Below are 21,244 nucleotides of genomic sequence, written 5' to 3'. Positions count from 1 at the left end.
GATCGTCCGGTATCGGCTGGAAAATCGACCAATTAAGTCCAGTTCCTGACGCACGGACATTTCGGTTGGTTGATTAACAGACCGGACTGGGCCTTTTGCAGTGTGCTAACTACATGCATAGTACGGCATCTGACTGGAGAGGCCGTAAGAGGTGCCGAAACACGTTGTCGCGATCGTTGTCTATGAGGGTGTTCAGGCCCTGGACGCGGCAGGGCCGATGGACGTGTTCAGCGAGGCAAACACGTTTCTGGACAGTGCCGACCGTTATGAGACAGTATTGGTTGCCGCTCACCGCAATCCACTACGCGCGTCGAACGGGATGCGACTGGTAGCGGACCTGACCTTTGAGGAGGCAGCGGGGGGCTTCGACATCATTCTGGTGGCCGGCGCGCCGACGCCTCCGGCGACGGAGCCGGAACCGTACTTGGTCCAGTGGGTCAAAGAGTTGCCGTGGCGCTCGAGCGTTTATGGATCAATCTGCACCGGAGCCTTTGTCCTTGGCTATGCCGGCCTCCTGGATGATCGACGCGTCACAACCCATTGGCAGGATGCGCAGGCTCTGGCGGCCAGGTTCCCCAAGGCAAGGGTCGAACCGGACTTGATCTATGTGCGCGATGGGCGGCTGATCACCGCGGCCGGTGTGACTGCGGGAATAGATTTGGGCTTGGCGCTCGTCGGGCAGCAGCACGGCGCGGAAACGGCGCTCAAGGTCGCCAAGCGGCTGGTCGTGGTGGCCCAACGCCAGGGCGGGCAGTCGCAGTTCAGTCCCTACCTTACGGCACCTGCCGATCTGGAATCGCCCATCGCACGCATTCAGGACCACGTGATGGGCAACATCGGGGATCGCCACACGCTGGAGTCGCTTGCTGCTGTCGTCGGCATGAGCCCGCGAAATCTAGCCCGGCATTTCGTGCAGGCGACGGGGATTACACCGCATGAGTTCATCGAGCGCGCCCGCGTCGATGCGGCGCGCAGTATGCTGGAAGGAAGCGACAGACCGCTGAAAGCCGTCGCCTTCAATTGCGGGTTCGGATCCGCAGACCGGATGAGGATTGTTTTCACCAGCCGTATTGGCGTGACCCCCGGCCAATATCGCGCCAGCTTCCGGGGGGCGGAATCGGAATAGATCGCGAAGTCACGGCGGGTTGAGACGTGAAGGCTCAGACGGGCATTTGTCAGGAAACGACGCACGGCTGTCCTGATCCGCACGATCCCGTTCGTTGCCCGAAGCAGGGCCTTGTTGCGTAATGCCGACAAGCCCCGCCGGCGGCTGCCCAACGAAGGAGATTTTTCCATGTCTGAGATCATCGCCGAAATTCGCGTGCCTGACAGCGCTATCGCGCGGGCCGCCACACAGCTTGTGCGCGATACCGAAGACGACCTGCTTTTTAACCACAGTCGCCGCGTCTTCTTCTGGGGCGCGCTGACCGGCGAGCGCCGCGGCCTAAAATTTGATCCGGAACTGCTTTACCTTGGCGCCATGTTCCACGACATGGGCCTCACCGAGAAATATGCCAGCCCTGACCTGCGCTTCGAGGTCGACGGCGCCAATGCCGCGCGCGACTTCATGAAGGGCTACGGGGTGCCGGAGCGTGATGTCGAGGACGTCTGGACTGCCATTGCGCTCCACACAACCCCCGGCATCCCAGAGCATATGCGTCCCACAATCGGGCTGGTGACCGCCGGTGTGGAGATGGACGTGCTCGGCGTCGCCTATCACGACTTCACGCATGAGCAGCGCGACAGTGTGTGCGTCCATCATCCGCGCGAGACGAACTTCAAGGAGAACATCATAGACCACTTCGCCAACGGCATCATCAAGAAGCCGTTGACGACGTTCGGAAATGTGAAGGCTGACGTCCTAGCGCTGAAGGACATGAACTATGTCCGCCAGAATTTCTGCTCGATCATCCTTGGCTCACCTTGGCCGAGCTGACCCTGGTTGCCGCCGGTCGAGGAAGCTGAAATGGGCGCCATTCCTATATTTCTCGTCTCAGTTTGAGCCGCAAACCGGTGGCGGCGAGACCATTTCGGACGGACGCTATGCTGGAACAAAGAAATTTCTTCTACTGCCTGAGCTGCCAGAGTCCTGGCACGACGTGATCGCTGCTCTGCGTAGAAAATCCGAATAACGGGGTGAGATAGTGATCCGGGACCGTATGGGTCTGCTCTAGATCGCGGACGGCACCTACAGCGAGCCGGAACAGGAGTATGAGCGGTTACTCTATAACCGCCTAGCTGCCGTGATCGGCGGTCTCGGCGAAGGTAATGATAGCGGCGATGGCGGCGCCGTCGTCGGCTACGATTTCAGCGGCCTACCAGCCTGTAATTAGTCGCGTTCATCGTCCTTAGGTTCGCCAAACCATACGAGAGCCTTCCACGACGACCTCGATGTCGAATTGCTGTGTGATGTAGACTAGGCCGCTGCCTGGAGTCCTCGGAGCCATCGCGCGCCGCGGATCCAGGATTTTTGTTGCCTTCAACCGCGCAACTTTGGCCGGCGCTTCATAGTGAGAAGCTCCGTCACATCATGCAGTTCATCTGCCGATGAAATGGCAATCGTCAGCCATTTTCCATCGATGTATGTTTTGGCTTCGTCGTAGAGCTTGACCAATTGCGGACGCCAGACATAACGCCGCTCCTCGCGCTGGCGGCGTTTCTCGGGCAAGCCTTCAGAACGCAATGATCGCCATCGGCGTCTCGGCCACGCCGGTTTTCATTAGGCTGACGCGAGGCCAAGTGCTGTCGATCAAGAACGAGGACTACATCACCGCGGCGCGCGCGCTCGGCTCGCGCGACCGCAACATCATCCTCGCACATGTTCTGCCCAAGGTGCTGGCTCCAATCGTCGTCCAAATCACCATCACCATGGCGGTCGCCGTCCTCGCCGAGGGCAGCCTTGCCTTTCTCGGGCTCCGCCGGCGCCAGCCGGCGCAGACAGTTCCTGAGTGAGGCCCCGTGGATGACGGTCTGGCCGGGACTGCGATCATCGCCGTCGTGCTCGGCTTCAACCTCTTGGGCGACGGGCTGAACGACACGCTCACGCCACAGTTCGAGGACAGTTGACGTCGGCGAGTGATCTCCGATGCCCACACCCCAAATCGGTTGTCAGCAGTTGCGCCACAAGCTGAGATGATGATGGCGCGAATGGCTGACGCGGTCTCGCTGAGGCAGGCGGCATGATCCGATTAAATCGATATGAACGCCCGATACTCGTGATAGATAGGAGTGGCTGCACCTGCTAGCCACGAGACAGACAGACCGCAGGCCTGTCGTGCTTCACCCCACCCTGGCGCTTCGGCTCATGTCGAAGGTCGTCACCGGATGGCCTGAAGCTTATCCAAGCAGGGAGAGTTTCGATGTCTGGACACGGGTATGAGGGCGGACGGCTCGATCTCCCCTTCGTAGGACTTAGCACCTTCGGTAAACGGCCGATCTGCCTGGATTGGGACAAGATCGATGCCGATGTGGCGGTGCTGGGTGTTCCCTTCGACATGGGCACGCAGTACCGCTCCGGCGCGCGCTTCGGGCCGCGCGCCATCCGCGAGGCGTCGACGCTGTTTTCCTTCGGCCATGGCGGCGCCTACGACCATGAGGACGACCAGACCTATCTGCCGCTTGACAAGGTGCGGATCGTCGACATCGGCGATGCGGATATTGTGCACACCGATACCGTCACCAGCCACGCCAATACGGCAAAGGCGGTCCGCAAGATTCTCGAACGAGGCGCGTTGCCCGTCGTTCTGGGCGGCGACCATGCCATCAACATCCCCTGCGTCCGGGCGTTCAGCGAACATGGCCCTATCCATATCGTGCAGATCGACGCCCATCTCGACTTTGTCGACGTGCGTCACGGCGTACGCGAAGGCCACGGCAACCCGATGCGCCGAGCGGCCGAACAGTCGCATGTCAGCGGCCTCAGCCAGCTCGGCATCCGCAACGTCTCCTCTACGGCCCGCGACGGCTACGAAGACGCACGCCAGCGCGGCTCGACCATCCTTTCCGTCCGCCAGGCGCGCAAGCTCGGCGTCGAAGGCGTGCTGGCAACCATCCCGGAGCGCGCGCGCTACTATGTGACGATCGACATCGACGGCTTCGATCCATCGATTGCGCCGGGCACCGGCACGCCCAGCCATGGCGGCTTCCTGTATTATGAAGTAATGGAAATGCTCCAGGGCCTAGTGAAGCGCGGCGACGTGGTCGGCATCGACCTCGTCGAGGTCGCCCCGGCCTACGACCCTTCGGGCATCACCGGCTTTCTCGCAGCACAGGTGCTCCTAAATTTTCTCGGCTACATCTTCGTCGAACGCGAAGCGCGCGGACGCTGAACGGAAGGAACACAACGATGCCAACGAACGCCAGTGACGGTCAGGTTCAACTCATTCCCGCCCGCAAGGGCGTGGCGGCGCCCGTTGCCCAAGGCCAGGTGATCACCGTCATCAACACCCATGGCACCCAGGTGGTGGACACCTGGGCCTTCTGCGCCGACGACATCGCGGAATTCATGTCGATGGAGCACAGCCGTGGCGGCATGCTCAAGGTGAATCCCCAGAACGGCGACACGCTGCGCAGTAACAAGCGGCGTCCGATGCTGACCCTGATCCAGGATACGTCGGGCGGCGTGCACGATACGCTGATCGCCGCCTGCGACCGCTATCGCTACCAGCAGTTGGGCCATGTCGGCCACCATGACAACTGCACTGACAACCTGGCGGCCGCTCTCGGCGCGCTCGGGCTGACGTCATCCGAAACCCCTTCGCCCCTCAACCTGTTCATGAACATTCCCGTCCGCAAAGACGGTTCGGTCTCGTTCGAGGCACCGGTGTCGGGACCGGGCTCCTATGTGTCGATGCGCGCGGAAATGGATTTGATCATCGCGTTCTCGGCCTGCCCGCAGGACCTCATTCCGGTGAACGGGGAAGACTGCGTTCCAACCGAAGCGCACTACCGAATCGACGCCAAGGCGCCGCGCCTTTAAGCACCGCGCTCAGACCATTGATCCCGAAAAGCGCCCCCCCCTTTCGGGATTGATGCGTAAAGAAGTTTTTACACGCCGCGTATCTTGGGAAGCGGCTTTTTCGCTTCAGTCGGTTGCCCTTTACCGGCAGTTTTTTCGGCATTCCCCACCCTTTTGCGCAGTTCCTGGACAAAAATCCGCTCCGACAGCGACGCCTTCTTGTGCTTTGGCGCGATGATGACGAAGGGCGAGCGTATCTGTGCCTCGGGTACCAGCAGCGCCTTCAGCCGGTCGTTCTGTCTAAACGTGACGGTCATGTGATCCGGCAGATAGCCGACGAAGTGGCCGCTCAGGATATACATCGCCTGCGCCTCGATATTCGAGGCATAGGCGCCGACATGCGCGTTGGGAAAATGCTGCAGTTCCGACTTGTTGGCATAGGGCCGCACCACCATCTGCGATGCCTCCACATCGGCCTTTGTCACCAGCTTGCGGGAAAACAGCGGGTGACGCTCGCTGCAATAGAGCGAGTTCCTTTCATGATGGAACTCAGTTTGCGAATAGCCGGGCAGCAATTTGATGCGCGGGGAGATCGCGAAATCGATCCCGCCCTTGGCGGTGTCCGCGATCAGCTGCTCGGGCGAGCCTATGGTGATGCGCAGATCGACTTCGCTGGCCTTCTTGATGAACTGGTGAATGACGTCATCGAGGCCAAGGTTTGAATCGGTAACGGTCGCATCGACGATCCCGACGCGCAGCACGCCCGTCGCCTTGGAGCGCAATTCCCCCAATTGCATCTCGAACGCCGACAGCGCGGATGTCAGCGAATGGGAATATTCATAAACAGCGCTGCCCCTGTCGGTCAGTTCGAAGCCCCGTCTGCCGCGCTGGCACAGCGAAAACCCCAACCGCTCCTCCAGCGCATTGATCTGGAAACTGATCGTCGACTGGCTCATCGCCAAGGCAAGCTGCGCTCCAGTGAATCCGCCATGTTCGACCACGGAACGGAAAACCCTGAGCGCACGGATATCGGCTACCGACAGACGCAATTCTGACACTCCTCCCCGAACCTGTGCAGGCGGTGTCCGGCATCAGCCTTACATCGCCAATTTCGATGTATAGTCTATTCATTCCATGTTTATCAAAGATTCAATCCTGCCATGCTGCCCTACCAGATGGCGGCGTGCCGTCCTGCCGCTGGGAAGTTCAACAACCGGGCCGGCAACGCAGTCGGCCGGCGACTTGGAGGTTTGAGGCTCGTCACGCATGTGAGATTCCTGAGCGCTTACAGAAGCCTCGGACTCCAAATAATCCATAATAAACGAGAACATACGAAGCTGGAGGAAGTCATGCGATCCGCTCTGAAACTGTGCACTTCGATACTGCTGGCCGCGTCACTCTCGCTCGCTGTGGCGAGCATCGCCACAGCCGCCGATCTTCTGGATCGGATCAAGGAGAAGGGCGAGATCACCATCGCGTCCGAGGCGCGCTACCCACCATTCGAATATGTCGATAACGGCAAGGTCGTCGGCTATGGCGTCGACCTCTTCGAAGAAGTCATGAAGGCGCTACCGGACGTGAAGGTGAACCGGCTCGACCTGCCGTTTCAGGGCTTGCTGCCGGGCCTCCAGACCGAAAAATTCGACGCCATCATAACGTCCGTCACCGTCAACAAACAGCGTTACGATACCTACAGGCTGTCTCTGCCGATCGCCGACGCGTCGTTCTCCTACGTCAAGCGCGAGGGCGATACGTCGCTAAACACGCCCGAAGACCTGAGCGGCAAGAATGTTGGCACGCAGGCCGGCTCGGCACAGCTCAAGGGCACCGAGGCCTTTTCCGAGGCACTCAAGGCAAAAGGCATGGCGCCGATCGCCAACATCCAGACCTATGTCGACTTCAATGAGGCCTATGCCGACCTGGCTGCCGGCCGTACCGATGCCGTGGTGAATTCCCTGCCCAATCTGCTTTACCTGCAGACGCAGCGCGGCGACGCCTTCGAAACCATCCGCACGACGTTCGGGGAGCCGACCTATTTCAGCTGGGCCTTCCGCAAGGATGACGACAGCAAGGCGCTTGCCGACTTCATCGACAACCAGTTCCGCAAGCTCGCCGCCGATGGAACCATGGCCAAGCTTCAGGAGAAGTGGTTCGGCTTCACCATGAAACTGCCGACGGATGCCCTGCCCGAACCTAAGAGCTGACAAGCCGGCATGGGCTCACAGCACCCGGATAAACGGCGAGGCTTCCCAGCCTCGCCTGCGAAAAACGTCCAGGCTGCACGCCTGGCCTCAAGTCCATAAGGTCTGACCACGTGGCAATGCTCGCCCTCATCCGGGACAATCTGCCCATCATGCTCTGGGGGGCGGGCATGACGATTCTGGTGTCGGGCGTCGCCATCATTCTCGGCATGCCGCTCGGCCTCGTTCTTTGCTTCGGGGTCACCTCGAAGAAGATATGGCTGCGCCGCTTTTCGCGCATCTATCAAAGCGTGTGGCGCGGCACACCCATCCTAGTGCAGTTGCTGATCATATACTATCTGCTGCCGCTCATCGGCATCAACGTGGCTCCTATCCTTGCCGCTATCATCGCGCTGACCCTCAACACGATCGCGTTCCAGGCCGAGATATTTCGCGGCGGGCTTTTGGCCATTCCGCGGGGGCAATTGGAAGCGGCACGCATGGTGGGCATACGCAAATGGGCGGCGCGCCAGCACATTCTCGTCCCCCAGATACTGCGTCTCGTCATTCCCTCGCTGGTCAACGAGACCATCAGCATTCTGAAAAATTCCTCGCTGGTTTCCGTTATCGCGGTGACGGAACTGATGCGGGTGAGCCAGCAGATCGTCGCGACCACCTACCGCCCGTTCGAAATCTACATCGCCGCCGCCATCATCTACATCGTCATCAATTTCCTCCTGTCGCTGCTCGGTCGCATGGCCGAGCAGCGACTAGCGCGGAGGGCCTGAGCCATGACGCAGTTCTTCGACCTGTGGCTGCAATATGGGCCGCTGATGCTGGCCGGACTGGCGACGACGGCCTGGATCTGCGCGCTGGCTGCTGCCCTCGGACTGGCTGTCGGCCTGTTGCTCGCCTGCCTCGAAAGCACGCAGTTCACGCCGTTGCGCTGGGCCGTTCGCGCCTATATCGAGATCATGCGCGGCCTGCCGATCCTGATCCTGCTGTTCGTGCTCTATTATGGCGGCCCGCGTATCGGCCTCAGGCTGAGTGCCGAAGCAGTCGGCGTTTTCGGCCTCGGCTTCTACGGGGCCGCCTATTTCGCGGAAATCTTCCGCTCCGGTTTCCAGTCGATCCCCAAGGGCCAGATCGAGGCCGCGCGCATGGCGGGGCTGACCGGCACGCAGATCATCCGCCATATCAAGTTGCCGCAGATGCTGGTCATGATCACCCCGCCGACGGTCAACCAGATCATCATCCTCATCAAGGAATCCGCGGTGCTGTCCATCATCACCGTCGCCGAGCTGACCAAAAACACGACGCAGTTCGTCAACGAGACCTATGCGGTCATCGAACCCTATCTCGCCGCTGCCCTGCTCTACTGGCTGCTGGTCGAGGTAGTCGCGCAGCTCGGCAAATACGTTGAGCGCCGGGTGCGGTTCTAGGCCGCTCAACCACCAATTGGGAACAAACGATGGCCACTGAAACCACCGAGCCCGTCATCAAGATACGGAACCTGACCAAGGATTTCGGCACGTTCGCGGCCTTGTCTGGGATATCGCTCGACATCAATCTCTCCGAGGTCGTCTGCATCATCGGCCCCTCGGGATCAGGCAAGAGCACCCTGTTGCGCTGCGCTAGCTTCCTTGAGGACTATACGAGCGGCGAGATCGAGATCGAGGGCCGGCTGCTCGGCTACAAGCGCGGCGCCGGGGGACTGGTGCGCGAGAGCGAACAGAACATCGATGCCGTGCGCCGCAATGTCGGCATGGTGTTCCAGCACTTCAACCTCTGGCCGCACATGACCGTGCTGGACAACGTGACGCTGGGCCTACGCCTTTCCAAGCGCACCCCCGTCGCCAAGGCGAAGGACAGCGGACGCCGGGCGCTGGCCAAGGTCGGCCTCGCGGATTTCGCCGAGCGCTATCCCTCGCAGCTTTCAGGCGGCCAGCAACAGCGCGTCGGCATCGCCCGCGCGCTCGCCATGGAACCACATGTGATCCTATTCGACGAGCCGACTTCGGCGCTCGATCCCCAACTCGTGGGCGAGGTGCTCGACACCATGAAGCAACTGGCTGTCGAGGGCATCACCATGGTGGTGGTGACGCATGAGATGGGCTTTGCTGCCCAAGTCGCCGACCGCGTCGTCTTCATGGACTGCGGCAAGGTGGTCGAGCAGGGCCCTCCTGCCAAACTCTTCAACGATCCGCAAAGCCCGCGCCTGCGGGAATTCCTCGACACCTGGAGACAGCGCAACATGCTCTTCCAGAACGAGTCCGTCGCCGGCCGCTAGGCCAGCGACACCATCGACAAGACAAGACGGAGGACCGCATCCATGAACGAAGCCCTGAGCCCAGCGGGCGTTCCCCGCATGTATGGTGACGTGCCGCCATTCATGGCGTTTCCCCATGTTCGCGACCTGGCCGGCCTTTCGGCCGACGCCGTGGTGGTGGGGATGCCCTATGACGGCATCGCCACATTTCGCGGCGGCGCGACACGCCGCGCGCCGCAGGAAATCCGCAAATACTCGCTCCTCTACGGCAGCTACAGCTTCGACTGGGACCTCGACATGCTGGCGCATATCACTGTAGCCGACGCCGGCGACATCGATGTCGTGCGGGGCGATAATGCCGCCAGCTACGCCCGCCTCAAAGCGCGGCTTGGTGCGGTGCTGGCCAACGGGGCGGTGCCGCTGACCATCGGTGGCGACCATGGCATCAGCTACCCGGCGGTGCGCGCCGTCGCCGATGCCGGCGACACCCCCGTCGGACTCATCGTCTTCGACACCCACCTAGATCTCAGCGAATCCTTCGGCGGCGACCGCCTCACTCGCGCCTCGCCCCTGCTGCGCATTGCCGAACTCGACAAGGTGGACCCCCGCCGCATCGTCGTCATCGGCGCGCGAGGCCCCCGCAACCTGCCCGAATGGACACCGCTCTACCGCAAGTTGGGCATCACCGTGTTTTCCATGGAGGAGGTGGAGCGCCTCGGCATCGAAACAGTTGCTGAACGCGCGCGCACCATCGCCAGCGCCGACGGCGCGCACCTCTATATCAGCCTCGACATCGACGGCGTCGACCCCGCCTTCGCACCGGCGACCAACAGCCCGGAACCGGGTGGCCTCACCTCGCGCGAAATCATTCGCGGCGTGAGGATCGCGGCCCGCGACGGCTTTGCTGGATTCGACCTGGTGGAGGTATCGCCGGACTTCGATGCCAGCAGCGGCACCACCAGCATCCTGGCTGGCCGGCTTCTGGCGGAGGCCCTGTTCTGCCTCGCGGCCAAGCGCGCCGGCCGGCAGGACGCCTGGCGCGACGCCCACAAGACCGACGCGCAACAGAAATAGCATCACCCTTCGGAAAGCCTCGCGGTCGAGTGACCCGATGCACCAACAGGACACAAGACCATGAGCATTGCAGATTTCCAGCCACTAGATTCAGGCAGCGTTCCACGTTTTGCCGGCCCTTCGACCTTCATGCGCCTGCCTATGGCGCGTCCGGAGCAGGTCGACATCGCCCTGATTGGCGTTCCCTTCGACGGCGGCACCACCAACCGGCCGGGCGCGCGTCATGGGCCGCGCGAAATCCGCAACCAATCCAGCCTAGTGCGGCGCGTCCACCATGTCACGGGCCTCTCGCCGTTCGAACAGGTGCGTACCGGCGACTGCGGCGACGTGATCGTAAACCCGCTCGACCTGCCCGGCTCGCTGGACACGATCAGCGCCTTCTTCAAAAACGTCCACCGCGCAGGTGCCCGGCCGCTGGTTGTCGGCGGCGATCATCTAATCACGCTGCCCATCCTGCGCGGCATCGCCAAGGAGCCAGCCGGCCTCATCCACTTCGATGCCCATTCCGACACCTATGACGAGTTCTTCGGCAACCGCTACAACCACGGCACCCCCTTCCGTCGTGCCGTCGAGGAGGGCCTGCTGGATCCGAAGCGCATGGTCCAGATCGGCATCAGAGGTGCAATCTCCGATGCAGAGAACTACGATTTCGCCCGCGAGGCCGGCATCCGCATCATCGTCATCGAGGAATTCATGGAGCGCGGCGTGGACGCGGTGATGGCCGAGGCACGCTCGATCGTCGGTGAGGCGCCGGCCTACGTCTCGTTCGACATCGACGCGCTCGATCCGTCTTTTGCCCCCGGCACCGGCACCCCCGAGATCGGCGGCATCACGACGCGCGAGGCCCAGAAGATGGTCCGCGCGCTGGCCGGCGTCGACATCATCGGCGCCGATCTGGTCGAAGTTTCGCCTCCGCTCGATCCTTCAGGCGTCACCGCGCTGACCGGTGCCACCCTCCTGTTTGAGCTTCTCTGCGTAATGACGGTCCAGATGCTGGCTCAATGAGACCATGCACGGACATTGTCTTTTCGGTCATATCAGGGAGTTGGCATCATCGCAGATAGGAAATGTTGCTTTATAGGCAAGCCAGATTGCCATTCGATCGGAACCGCTGCTCAGCGGATTCACGTTCCGTCCAAAGGTTCTTGGTGAAGCGCTCGCGCGACAGGTCGATGACGCCATAACACAGCACCGCCACTCCGCATGGCGGTGCTTGGACTTTGATCAGCTTTCGAGCTTGCGCGGGCCTTCTCAGCCTTTCGGGCTGAGGTCGACGCCGAACCATTCTTGAGACGTGGCCGCCAACGTGCCGTCGGCTACCATCTCGGCGAGCGCCTTGTTGAGAAGGGCCTGCAGTTCCGGCTCGTTCTTGCGGATGCCGAGGCAGACATTGGTTGCCATGATGCCGCCAACCAGCAGCGGTCCGCTGGTCACAAGCGCGCCATTGCTCTTCGACGCGCGGTCGCGCGCGAACACGATGTTGTCGAACTGGCCGTCTAGTCGCCCGCTCTCGAGATCGAGCTGAACCTGTTCGGAGGAATTGCAGGTCTTGACCTCGCGACATCGCCGAAATTCTGCTGAATGAAGGTCAACTGGCTGGTCGAGAGGGATGCACCCAGCGTCTTGTCTTCAGACCTTCCTTGAGATCGGCGACGGCCTTCTTGCCTTCTTCGGTGTCGGTGGATATCTTGCGACTATCGTTGTGCAGTTCAGTCACCGCCATCGTTCGGAGTAGAAGTAATATTGCCGCTGCCATATCGTTCGAGTCTGCCGGCACACTTCCCGCTTTGGTAAAATCACGACGATGCCCACGCCAAACCGGAATGTCCGCTCTTTAGGGTCGCAGCCCGAAGCGCCCGTCCGCTTGCGTGAAGAGTTTCGGGCGCCGGCAGGCGTACGAAAGTCCCCGAGGAAGGAACCCGTGGGCCACAGTCGATGGCTATGGGGATTTCGATTTTGCGGCTGGTGTCGGCGATGGCGCGACCGCCGCCGGCAAGCGGCGGGTTTGATGCGGACGGACCGTTTCGCCTTTCAGCCACGTGGTATTGTCGGCTCGTCGCGCGGCCAGGCGCGACCCGTTCCGATGAGTTCGGCTGGGCGGCGACATCGGCGAGGCGAAAGCGGATGGCTTTGCCATCGTCGATGAGGAACTAGAACTCGGCCTGCGCTCGGTCGCCGTGCCGATCGTCGACCGGCAGAACGCACGGTCGTGGCCATCAACGTCTCGACCCAGTCGGCCCGTTTCTCGGTCGCGGAGATGGAGCGGGAACTCCTGCCGGCACTGCTGGAGGCAAAGAGCGCATTGAGGATTTTTTCGTGGTGTGATGGTCGAACAAGCACAAGAACCGAGTAAAAGGTTATGCGTAGATGAGAATGACCTCTCTACACCAAGCGCTCACATAAACTGTCCAGCTGATGCTGTACGCCGGAAACGGCCATCCAATGGTGACCCTCAGGAGCTACGACCCTCTATAAATCCCTTAAGGAATGCCGCGAGCGAACGCTCAAGAGTCGGAGAGGGATAACCACCCTCCTGAACTATCAGGGTCGGTCGCGACAGCGCCCCCAGCATTTTCCCCATTCGGTGAAACCCACTTTCGTCCACAGCCATACAGGCAAAGGGGTCCGCTTGGGAGGCGTCCAAACCAAGAGCGACAACCAGGATATCCGGCGAGAATTGCCGCGCCGCGTCGCAACTTTTTGCCGCGGCAGCCAAATAGACCTCGCTGCCACTCATCAGTGGCACTGGCAGGTTTAGATTGTATCCTTCACCAACTCCGGCGCCGACCTCATCGGCATATCCGGCGTAGTAAGGGTAGAGCCAGGCCGGATCGCCGTGCATCGATACCGTGAGTACATCGCATCTGTGGTAGAAAATGGCCTGAGTGCCATTGCCGTGGTGCACGTCCACGTCGATGATTGCCACACGCGCGCCTTTTGACGCGGCCCAGTTGGCCGCGATCGCGGTGTTGTTCAGGTAGCAGAAGCCGGCTGCCTGATCGCGGTAGGCGTGGTGGCCAGGCGGCCGGCAAAGCGCATACATTGCCTTTTCTCCCGCCAGCACCCGCACCATGGCATCGAGTGCCGTGTTGGCGCTGGCGCGCGCTGCTTCCCAAGTGCCTTCGACCAACACGCAGCTGGCGTCGGCTTGGTAGAAGCCCGCCCGGCCAAGCAAATCTTCTGGCAGGCGGCCCATATGCCGGCTGGGATGGACGCTCGATCGCAGTTCTGAACCGTTCCCTGGCACTGCCCGCCACGTCTCGAAACCGGTCTGCAGGAAGGCGAGATAGTCGCGATCATGGATTGCCGCGATGCCGTCCAGCGCGTGTTCACGGGGAGGCTGGACGGCGACGCCTGCCGTTTGCAGGCCGGCAAGCAGCGCCGTGATCCTTTCGGGTTGCTCGGGGTTCGGTTTCAGCACGCCGCCGGCAATGCGGGTGAGCGGCCGATGCAAGTGTTGCCGCTCGTCGAAGATGGCAAGCATGGGAGCTAATGATCCTCGGCGATGCTGCCGTCACGACGACGGACGAACTGGGCGGCGATCAGAACGATAATCGACAGGATCACCAGCATCGAGGAGATCGCCGCCACCGTGGGGTCGACCTGGTCGCGTATGTTGGCGAACATGCGCTTGGTCAGCGTCGAGGTCGCGCCACTGGAGATGAAGGGCGAAACGACCACTTCGTCGAAGGAAGTGATGAAGGCAAACAGCATACCCGAAATCACGGAAATGCGAATCTGCGGCAAGGTCACGGTCAGGAAGGCGCGCACCGGCGACGCGCCCAGGCTGCGCGCCGCGCGCTCCAGATTGATGTCGAAGCTCGCCAAGCCGTTGCTGACGGCAATGATCACGAACGGGATGGCGAGCGTCGTGTGCGCCAGCACCAGGCCGGTCAGCGTGTTGTTGAGGCCGAGCCGCGAATACACGAAGAAGGGGTCGGAACAAGAGCAGTGCGAAATCGTACGCTAAGGGCGAAAGGATCATGAACTCTTCTGTAGTGCTGCTATGCAGCATCCGATCCCTGTGGATTGCCCTCGCAGGGCACCAGTTTTGATTTCTTCGCCTGACCGACTCGACGACGCTCCCGGCACATTGGTCGTGGATGGAGTTGGGCGATGGGTAAACGGAGGCTTCTCAAGGTTCAGGATCGACAGAGACTTTTCGATATACCAACCGATGAGGACGGCCTCATCCGACACTATTCGTTGTCGTCGGCTGACAGGCTTGAGATTGGACTTCGCAGACGGGAACACAATCAGTTCGGATTTGCCGTTCAGCTCTGCCTGATGCGATATCCAGGCCGGGTGTTATCGACCGACTAAACTCCGCCTCGCGCAATGCTAAAGTACGTTGCTGAGCAGATTGGCGCCGACGCTGGAAAGTTTGCGCTCTATGCACGCCGTGAAGAAACGCGTCGCGATCATATTGCTCGCTTGATGGTTTATCTGGCCGCGCGGAGCGCGACGGGGCAAGACCGTAGAGCTGCGCTGCTGGCTGCAATTCAAGCGGCCACGACGTCCGACGACGGTGGCGCGATAGCGAGTGCCACTGTCGCCATGTTTCGTGAACGCGGATCTCTTTTGCCAGCGATCGACACGATCGAACGGATCGGTCTTGCCGCCCGCGCCATTGCCCGTCGGCGGGCGGAGAGAGCGCTGATCGAAGAAATTTCGGTCGATACACTTCAATCATTGGATAGGCTGTTGGAGGTTGAGCCGGCCATTGGCCAAACGCGCTTTCATTGGCTGCGATCAGCGCCGGATGCGCCAGGTGCTTCAAACTTGGTCGGGCTGACCGAACGGATCGCCTTCCTGCGCAAGCTAGAAATCGATCCGAAATTGCAGATGCGTATATCATCTGGACGGTGGGATCAGATGATCCGTGAGGGCAACGCCACACCGGCATGGCTGGCCAACGACTTCAATGCCAGCCGTCGACACGCGCTGATCGTGGCGCAGATTATCAAGCTCGGCCAGAAGCTCACTGACGATGCAGTGTCGATGTTCATCAAGTTGATAGGCCGGCTGTTCTCGCAAGCCAATAACCGCAAGAAGCAGCGGCACATGGACTGCAGGCCGGATACGGCCAAAGCGCTACGCATGTTCCTGGACACGATCACAGCCCTGCAGTCCGCGAACGATTATGGCCGCAACGCATTGGAGGTTCTCGATCAAGAAGTTGGATGGCACCGGTTGCTTCGGATGTAGCCTGAGCTTGAGTCGATGGTCGAGGACAACGAGGCGTCGCCTTTGACCTTGGCGGCCGAGCAATATGCGACCGTCAACAAGTACGCCGGTGCGTTCCTGCAGGCGTTCACATTCCGCTCAGCGCGCCGCCATGACCCCCTTCTTGCGGCGATTTCGCTGCTGAAACGGCTCTATGCCGAGAAGCGGCGGAGCCTTCCGGATCGCGTCCCGGTCACCCACCTCAGCCAAGCTGATCGACGGCTAATCCTCGGGCAGGAGAAGCCCGATCGCCGTCTCTATGAGATTGCTACGCTCGCCGCTTTGCGAGACCGCCTTAGATCCGCGGACATTTGGGTCGACGGCAGCCGATCTTTCCGACCGATCGACGAGCACCTGATGCCGCTGCCAACGTTCACAATCCTGAAAGATGAAGGTCGCCTCGGACTTGGTGTCCAAGAGGACGGTGCGGCGTGGCTTACCGAAGCGCGGCAGATGCTCGACTTCAACCTGAAGCGCCTGGCGCACAGGGCACGATCCGGGAAGCTCGACGGTGTTCGTCTCGAAGGTGGAACGCTTATCGTCACGCCGGCAGCTGGCGAAGTTCCCGCAGCAGCCGAGGACCTAAATGCCGAGATCAGCGAGCTCTATCCGTTGGTCGAGGTGCCAGATCTCTTGAGGGAGGTGCATGAATGGACCGGCTTTGCGGATTGCTTCACCCATGTTCGCACGGGTGACACTCCGAGGAATGTCTCGGCCATGCTGGCTGGCGTACTGGCCGATGCAACCAACCTTGGTCCGAAACGGATGGCCAGCGCGTCCAAAGGCATCAGCGCTCACCAGATCAGTTGGATGCGCACCTTCCATGCGCGGTCAGAAACCTACCGTGCGGCCCAGGCCTGCGTGACGGACGCACACACCCGCCATCCGCATTCTCGTCTTTGGGGCAATGGCACGACGTCATCATCTGATGGCCAATTCTTCCGAGCAAGCGACCGAGCCGCAAAGCGCGGAGATATCAATCTGCATTACGGCAGTGAGCCCGGATCGAAGTTCTACAGCCATCTGTCAGACCAGTACGGCTACTTCAGCATCTTGCCCATCAGCCCGACCGAAAGCGAGGCTGCCTTTGTGCTCGACGGACTATTCGATCAGGACACGATCCTCGACATCCAGGAACACTTTACCGATACAGGCGGCGCGAGCGATCACGTCTTTGGGCTATTCGCTCTGATCGGAAAGCGGTTCGCACCGCGACTGCGCAATCTCAAAGATCGGAAGTTCCACACGTTCGAGAAAGGCGATGCATACCCGGCGCTGTCGAACCACATCGGAGCGCCAATCAACACCACCCTGATCCTCGATCACTGGGACGATCTGCTTCATCTGGCGGCATCGATAACCACCCGTGCCGTCGTGCCCTCGACGATCTTGAAGAAGCTCTCGGCATCACCGAAGGAAAGCCAACTGGCCAAGGCTCTTCGGGAACTCGGCCGCATCGAGCGGTCGCTTTTCATGATTGAATGGTACTCGAGCTCGACACTGCGCCGGCGCTGCCAAGCCGGCCTCAACAAGGGGGAGGCAGCGCACAAACTCAAACGCGCAGTCTTCTTTCATGAGCGTGGCGAGCTCCGCGACCGGTCGTTCGAAAGTCAGGCATTCCGCGCATCGGGCCTCAATCTTGTCGTCAGCGCGATCGTCCACTGGAACACGGTCTATCTCGACCGCGCGGTCACAGAGCTCAAACGAGCGGGAAGGAACATCTCAGATACGCTATTGAAGCATATCTCGCCGCTGAGTTGGGAGCACATCAACCTGACAGGTATCTACACTTGGGACAGCGAGCAACATCTCCCGGAAGGCTTCAGGTCGCTTCGCCTCCCGGCAGGGCTACGCCGTGCCGCATAACGTTCCTGCTCCGTTCGACCTTAGCGTACGATTTCGCACTGCTCTTGTTCCGACCCCAGGTAAACGGCTTCGACGCCGGGCCGATTGAAGCGCCCGCCATCGATCGCCGCGCCCCCACCACTGGTGGGCAGGCCCATTTGGGTGTCAGATAGCGATGGAAGATCTCGTCCGGCCCGACGCGGGTGACCTTCACCCGCGCGCCCCGTTCTCGAGATCCCGGATGAAGGCCAGCACTGCTTCGACCTGGCCGCCCGCGACGAGTTCGGCCGCCGTGCGATGGCCATAGTCGGCGATCGGCTCATTGCGATACCAGTAGATCGCCTTGTCGACGTCGCCGGTGAGTTCCGTTGCGGCCGAAATCACCTTCACCATCTCGCGCATCCGACCCTGCAGTCGCTCCGACGACGGGTTACGGAGCGTGTTGCGGTGGACGCCGGTCAACTGCGCCAAGTTGGCCACCTTCACGCCCAGCGCCTGCGACAGGCGCTTCGGCGAGATATAAGGCGTGCGCGGCTCCTGCAGGCTGTCGACAAAACCTGAGACCACTTTCGATTGTGCGAGCTGTGCGTGGGTCATGACAAATCTCCGACCTCTCTCTTACGCACAATATATGCACATTCCTAGGCATAGCAAGTGAACAGAGCCCGACGCCATTTCCAGCGCACTGCTTGTGCTTCCCCATCCTCGTAGCGGATGATAGCTAGCTGTGAGCTAGCGGCAGCAATGCGCCTCATTACCGCCGTACAAGCCAACATCGATATAGACCGAAAGCGGACGTGGGAAATCAGCAGCTCTCAAGGCGCACCGGCGCGCTGCTTGATGGTCGATTCGAGCCCGGCGTCATCCTTTTGAAAGCGGCAAGGTTGGAAGCCCAAGCTCGCGCAAGAATGTGTTGTGCTTCGCTGTCGCTGCGCGAAACTGCTTCTCGATGTCGACCAAGTCTTCATTGGCGGCTATTAGATCGATTTCGAGCTCATCCTCAGCCGTTCTGATGTAGCGGGAAATATTGAGGTTGTGACCCTCGTCGGCGATACGATCGATGCTGACGCGCTTGGAATAGCGGCCCTCCTCCTTACGGAACTTGTAGGTTTCGATGATCTTGCCGATATGGTCCGTTGTCCCGTTCTTGCCATCCCCTAATTTGTTCTGACGCTTGTCCTTCAAAAGTGCTCGGCTGCGTTGATGAAGAGAACATCGTCGGGCTTCTTACACTTCTTCAGAACAAGGATGCAGACCGGATACCCGTCGAATAGAACAGGTTGGCGGGCAGTCCGATGACGGCGTCGATGTGACCGTCCTTCAGCAGCTTGGTTCGAATGCGCTCTTCCGCCCCACCTCTGAACAGCACCCCGTGGGGGAGGATGATGGCCATTACGCCTTCATCCTTCAGGTAGTGGAAACCGTGCAACAGGAAGGCAAAGTCCGCGGCCGACTTGGGCGCCAGCCCATAGTTCTTGAACCGCACATCGTCGCCCATCGCCTCAGTCGGATCCCAGCGCAAACTGAAGGGCGGGTTGGCCACAAATGGCATCGAAGGAAGGCTTCTTTGCAGGATTCAATTCGCGCAGGATGTCCCAGTCATTGGAAAGCGTATCGCCGTGGTAGATCTCGAATTCAGTGTCCTTCACGCCATGCAACAGCATGTTCATGCGCGCGAGGTTGTAGGTGGTGATGTTCTTTTCCTGCCCGTAGATTCTGCCGATGCCGTGCGGCCCCATGCGCTTGCGCACGTTCAGCAGCAGCGAGCCGGAGCCGCACGCGAAGTCGAGGCGCAGATCACCCGGTCTCTCTGGAGCGAATATTCGCCAAACCGGAAGCCGCCGGCAGAGCCAGCTCGTGGTGTTGTTGAAAGGTGCGTAGGCATTGTGCGGACAGAGCTCTGACGGGTGGCGTCAGCTCTGCCTGCCACTATTTTCACCTTGGTCGATAATTAGCACAACAGAATATGTGGCCAGCCGGCAACAAGCCGGCCAGCAATCTATTGCTTACCCACAAACCGACGAACAGTCGTCATATGACGACTGTTCGGTCCACAGCCTTGGCCGCAGTCTCCGCCGCATTCGAGAATTCGACGGGAACTGAGCGTGATGGCAAGAATGATCGGGCACAGGCAGGCTGTTCTTTCGCCTTCGATTCCGGGAATGGCTTCCACGAATTCGGCTTTGCGGTGGAAGCTGCGTTCTCAAGTGAGCCGGCTTGCACTGCGATCCGCTGTTGGCGTTGCCGCAGCTGCGGGCGCGACCCTGCTGGCACCGGGACAGGCCTGGTCGGCTTGCTTCGTTGTTGGCGCCACGATCCAATGCGACAATACCACCACCATCGACACGACGTATCCTGATAACCCGCCCAATGACCGAGCTTACTCTGGTGCCATCGCAACACCGATCATCCTCAACATCGATGCAGGAACGACGGTAAGCGGCAAGGGCCTCGCAGTTTCCAACACTGGCGCCGGTGGTCTCAACGTCACCAACAATGGCACGATCAGCATTGATGCCGGCAACATGCCAACAGCTGGCGGCACCGCGGCGCTCTCGCTCTCGGCAGCCGGCGGCGTGATCACCTACACGGGTGGGAGCATCATCAACAACGGCACCGGCAATGCCTTCGATGCGGCGCAGACGGGAGGTGCCGGTTCGGTCGACATCAACATCGCCGCAGGTGTCTCTGCGGCAACAGGCGAAGGCATCACCGTCCGCGACGTAGCGACCAGCACCGGCGTTTCGGTCAAGACCAACAATGTCAGCGCGCTGGCGTTTGGCAAGGACGCGATCGATGCGCAGAGCCAGTCGCTGACCGGCAACATCGCGGTGACCGCCAATGGCGACCTTCAGGCGGGTAACGCCGGTTTGGTGGCGGTGATCGTTCCAGGTGCGGCAACCGGCAATATCGAGGTGACCACCAATGGGTCGATTGACGCCCGGTTCGGCATCGACGCCGAGAATCTCGGCACGGGCAGGACGACGGTGGTCGCAGGGGGTCCAATTGCCGCGACCACCGGCAACGGCATCTTTGCCGCATCGGTCGGCAGCCATGTAATAGTGGCAGCGCGCGATGTCACCGCCACCGGCAACACGGCGATCGTCGCCTGGCACGCCGGAGCTGGCGCGGGCGCGGTTGACATGAGCGCGAACAATGTCTCCGGCACGACGGGCATCGTGGCCACCAACAATGGCACGGGCACGGTCGGCGTCACTGCCACCGGCACGATCACCGGCACCCTCGCCGAGGGTATTGTGGCGACCGGCAACAATGCAGTGAGCGTAAGCGTCCTCGAGGCAGTGACCGGGGCGACCAACGGCCTGACCCTGATCGGCGGGACCGGCGGCGGCGGCGACATCTCGGTGACCGGCGTCGGGGGCTTCGTCGGCGGGACCGGCGACGCGGCGAACATCCTCAACAACGGCGCCGGCACCCTCACCGTCGACATTGCGGGCGCGAGCAACTCCACCGGCGGCCATGGCATTTACGTTCGCGATACAGCGCTTGGCGGCGACATTGGCGTCACCACGGGTGCTGTGACCGCACTGGCGCTCGGCAAAGATGCGATCGATGCGCAGAGCCAGTCGCTGACCGGCAACATCGCGGTGACCGCCAATGGCGACCTTCAGGCGGGTAACGCCGGTTTGGTGGCGGTGATCGTTCCAGGTGCGGCAACCGGCAATATCGAGG

The 21,244-nt window shown here is 61.0% G+C and carries 18 protein-coding genes and 5 pseudogenes; 14 read left to right on the top strand and 9 right to left on the bottom strand.

Annotated elements, in window-relative coordinates; translation table 11 throughout:
- Positions 1-151: 151 nt before the first annotated feature.
- A complete protein-coding gene (locus EOC83_RS29640; protein WP_063170530.1) occupies positions 152-1,126 on the top strand; it encodes a GlxA family transcriptional regulator in 975 nt (324 codons plus the stop codon).
- Positions 1,127-1,294: 168 nt separating this feature from the next.
- Complete coding sequence (locus EOC83_RS29635) at positions 1,295-1,936, top strand: HD domain-containing protein (protein ID WP_063170529.1); 642 nt, start codon at positions 1,295-1,297, stop codon at positions 1,934-1,936.
- A 543-nt stretch (positions 1,937-2,479) separates the two neighbouring features.
- Here EOC83_RS29635 and EOC83_RS29630 read toward each other — a convergent pair.
- Positions 2,480-2,656, bottom strand: a pseudogene (locus EOC83_RS29630) (DUF3788 family protein); the annotation flags it as partial.
- Between EOC83_RS29630 and EOC83_RS29625 the strand changes: the two are divergent.
- The 3 genes and pseudogenes from EOC83_RS29625 to EOC83_RS29615 all read left to right on the top strand — a co-directional run.
- Positions 2,642-3,066, top strand: a pseudogene (locus tag EOC83_RS29625) (ABC transporter permease); the annotation flags it as partial. The pseudogenes EOC83_RS29630 and EOC83_RS29625 overlap by 15 nt on opposite strands.
- A gap of 293 nt (positions 3,067-3,359) precedes the next feature.
- Positions 3,360-4,328 carry an agmatinase gene (gene speB / locus EOC83_RS29620; RefSeq protein WP_063170527.1) on the top strand — a complete coding sequence of 323 codons (969 nt, stop codon included), beginning with the start codon at positions 3,360-3,362 and terminating at the stop codon, positions 4,326-4,328.
- A gap of 17 nt (positions 4,329-4,345) precedes the next feature.
- On the top strand, positions 4,346-4,978 hold the full coding sequence (locus EOC83_RS29615; RefSeq protein ID WP_063170526.1) for an urea carboxylase-associated family protein: 633 nt from the start codon (positions 4,346-4,348) through the stop codon (positions 4,976-4,978).
- Positions 4,979-5,046: 68 nt separating this feature from the next.
- Here the strand turns inward: EOC83_RS29615 and EOC83_RS29610 are convergent, their stop codons facing one another.
- The gene (locus EOC83_RS29610) at positions 5,047-6,006 is read right to left on the bottom strand and encodes a LysR family transcriptional regulator (RefSeq protein WP_063170525.1); all 960 of its coding nucleotides are present in this window, start codon (positions 6,004-6,006) and stop codon (positions 5,047-5,049) included.
- 300 nt (positions 6,007-6,306) lie between these two features.
- On the opposite strand from EOC83_RS29610, the gene EOC83_RS29605 reads away from it, so the two are divergent.
- The 6 genes from EOC83_RS29605 (at position 6,307) to speB (EOC83_RS29580) (ending at position 11,485) form a co-directional block, all read left to right on the top strand.
- On the top strand, positions 6,307-7,161 hold the full coding sequence (locus tag EOC83_RS29605; protein ID WP_063170524.1) for a transporter substrate-binding domain-containing protein: 855 nt from the start codon (positions 6,307-6,309) through the stop codon (positions 7,159-7,161).
- Positions 7,162-7,277: 116 nt separating this feature from the next.
- Positions 7,278-7,925, top strand: a complete 648-nt coding sequence (locus EOC83_RS29600) for an amino acid ABC transporter permease (RefSeq protein WP_063170523.1) — start codon at positions 7,278-7,280, stop codon at positions 7,923-7,925.
- Positions 7,926-7,928: 3 nt separating this feature from the next.
- A complete protein-coding gene (locus EOC83_RS29595) occupies positions 7,929-8,579 on the top strand; it encodes an amino acid ABC transporter permease (protein ID WP_063170522.1) in 651 nt (216 codons plus the stop codon).
- A gap of 29 nt (positions 8,580-8,608) precedes the next feature.
- Entirely contained in the window at positions 8,609-9,427 is an 819-nt protein-coding gene (locus EOC83_RS29590; RefSeq protein WP_063170521.1) for an amino acid ABC transporter ATP-binding protein, read from the top strand.
- A 42-nt stretch (positions 9,428-9,469) separates the two neighbouring features.
- The gene (locus tag EOC83_RS29585; RefSeq protein ID WP_127326006.1) at positions 9,470-10,480 is read left to right on the top strand and encodes an agmatinase family protein; all 1,011 of its coding nucleotides are present in this window, start codon (positions 9,470-9,472) and stop codon (positions 10,478-10,480) included.
- Positions 10,481-10,540: 60 nt separating this feature from the next.
- On the top strand, positions 10,541-11,485 hold the full coding sequence (gene speB, locus EOC83_RS29580; RefSeq protein ID WP_174564978.1) for an agmatinase: 945 nt from the start codon (positions 10,541-10,543) through the stop codon (positions 11,483-11,485).
- Positions 11,486-11,731: 246 nt separating this feature from the next.
- Here the strand turns inward: speB (EOC83_RS29580) and EOC83_RS29575 are convergent, their stop codons facing one another.
- Complete coding sequence (locus EOC83_RS29575; RefSeq protein WP_082826736.1) at positions 11,732-12,091, bottom strand: transporter substrate-binding domain-containing protein; 360 nt, start codon at positions 12,089-12,091, stop codon at positions 11,732-11,734.
- A gap of 494 nt (positions 12,092-12,585) precedes the next feature.
- Here EOC83_RS29575 and EOC83_RS29570 point away from each other — a divergent pair.
- Positions 12,586-12,805: pseudogene (locus EOC83_RS29570) on the top strand (IclR family transcriptional regulator C-terminal domain-containing protein); the annotation flags it as partial.
- Between the two features lie 127 nt (positions 12,806-12,932).
- On the opposite strand, the gene EOC83_RS29565 reads toward EOC83_RS29570, so the two are convergent.
- Positions 12,933-13,964 (bottom strand): histone deacetylase family protein, encoded by a 1,032-nt coding sequence (locus EOC83_RS29565; RefSeq protein ID WP_063170518.1) that lies wholly within the window; start codon positions 13,962-13,964, stop codon positions 12,933-12,935.
- A gap of 5 nt (positions 13,965-13,969) precedes the next feature.
- Positions 13,970-14,407 carry an ABC transporter permease subunit gene (locus tag EOC83_RS29560; protein WP_063170517.1) on the bottom strand — a complete coding sequence of 146 codons (438 nt, stop codon included), beginning with the start codon at positions 14,405-14,407 and terminating at the stop codon, positions 13,970-13,972.
- Between the two features lie 189 nt (positions 14,408-14,596).
- On the opposite strand from EOC83_RS29560, the pseudogene EOC83_RS29555 reads away from it, so the two are divergent.
- Positions 14,597-17,572: pseudogene (locus EOC83_RS29555) on the top strand (Tn3 family transposase).
- A gap of 189 nt (positions 17,573-17,761) precedes the next feature.
- Here EOC83_RS29555 and EOC83_RS29545 read toward each other — a convergent pair.
- The 4 genes from EOC83_RS29545 to EOC83_RS33620 all read right to left on the bottom strand — a co-directional run bounded on the left by EOC83_RS29545 (position 17,762) and on the right by EOC83_RS33620 (position 19,302).
- Positions 17,762-18,148, bottom strand: coding sequence for a hypothetical protein (locus tag EOC83_RS29545; protein ID WP_013525337.1), 387 nt, complete (start codon positions 18,146-18,148; stop codon positions 17,762-17,764).
- 264 nt (positions 18,149-18,412) lie between these two features.
- Positions 18,413-18,736 (bottom strand): N-6 DNA methylase, encoded by a 324-nt coding sequence (locus EOC83_RS33630; protein ID WP_206516559.1) that lies wholly within the window; start codon positions 18,734-18,736, stop codon positions 18,413-18,415.
- 52 nt (positions 18,737-18,788) lie between these two features.
- Positions 18,789-19,049: an N-6 DNA methylase gene (locus EOC83_RS33625; RefSeq protein ID WP_275955649.1), complete on the bottom strand. Its 261-nt coding sequence runs from the start codon at positions 19,047-19,049 to the stop codon at positions 18,789-18,791.
- 4 nt (positions 19,050-19,053) lie between these two features.
- A complete protein-coding gene (locus EOC83_RS33620) occupies positions 19,054-19,302 on the bottom strand; it encodes an N-6 DNA methylase (RefSeq protein WP_198032133.1) in 249 nt (82 codons plus the stop codon).
- Between the two features lie 456 nt (positions 19,303-19,758).
- Here EOC83_RS33620 and EOC83_RS29535 point away from each other — a divergent pair.
- Positions 19,759-21,244 (top strand): annotated as a pseudogene (locus EOC83_RS29535) (autotransporter outer membrane beta-barrel domain-containing protein); the annotation flags it as partial.

Source organism: Mesorhizobium sp. Primo-A (genome assembly GCF_003997175.1).
Lineage (GTDB): Bacteria > Pseudomonadota > Alphaproteobacteria > Rhizobiales > Rhizobiaceae > Mesorhizobium > Mesorhizobium ciceri.
The sequence above is the reverse complement of the archived record's forward strand: the minus strand, read 5'-3'. Positions and strand labels throughout refer to the sequence as shown.

What these genes read in the sequence shown, in the direction of transcription:
- EOC83_RS29565 (WP_063170518.1), bottom strand. Translation starts at nt 13,964, where the DNA reads ATGCTTGCCATCTTCGACGAGCGGCAACACTTGCATCGGCCGCTCACC.
- EOC83_RS29595 (WP_063170522.1), top strand. Translation starts at nt 7,929, where the DNA reads ATGACGCAGTTCTTCGACCTGTGGCTGCAATATGGGCCGCTGATGCTG.
- EOC83_RS29635 (WP_063170529.1), top strand. Translation starts at nt 1,295, where the DNA reads ATGTCTGAGATCATCGCCGAAATTCGCGTGCCTGACAGCGCTATCGCG.
- EOC83_RS33625 (WP_275955649.1), bottom strand. Translation starts at nt 19,049, where the DNA reads ATGGGCGACGATGTGCGGTTCAAGAACTATGGGCTGGCGCCCAAGTCG.
- EOC83_RS29590 (WP_063170521.1), top strand. Translation starts at nt 8,609, where the DNA reads ATGGCCACTGAAACCACCGAGCCCGTCATCAAGATACGGAACCTGACC.
- EOC83_RS29600 (WP_063170523.1), top strand. Translation starts at nt 7,278, where the DNA reads ATGCTCGCCCTCATCCGGGACAATCTGCCCATCATGCTCTGGGGGGCG.
- EOC83_RS29605 (WP_063170524.1), top strand. Translation starts at nt 6,307, where the DNA reads ATGCGATCCGCTCTGAAACTGTGCACTTCGATACTGCTGGCCGCGTCA.
- EOC83_RS29585 (WP_127326006.1), top strand. Translation starts at nt 9,470, where the DNA reads ATGAACGAAGCCCTGAGCCCAGCGGGCGTTCCCCGCATGTATGGTGAC.
- speB (WP_063170527.1), top strand. Translation starts at nt 3,360, where the DNA reads ATGTCTGGACACGGGTATGAGGGCGGACGGCTCGATCTCCCCTTCGTA.
- EOC83_RS29545 (WP_013525337.1), bottom strand. Translation starts at nt 18,148, where the DNA reads ATGACCCACGCACAGCTCGCACAATCGAAAGTGGTCTCAGGTTTTGTC.
- speB (WP_174564978.1), top strand. Translation starts at nt 10,541, where the DNA reads ATGAGCATTGCAGATTTCCAGCCACTAGATTCAGGCAGCGTTCCACGT.
- EOC83_RS29615 (WP_063170526.1), top strand. Translation starts at nt 4,346, where the DNA reads ATGCCAACGAACGCCAGTGACGGTCAGGTTCAACTCATTCCCGCCCGC.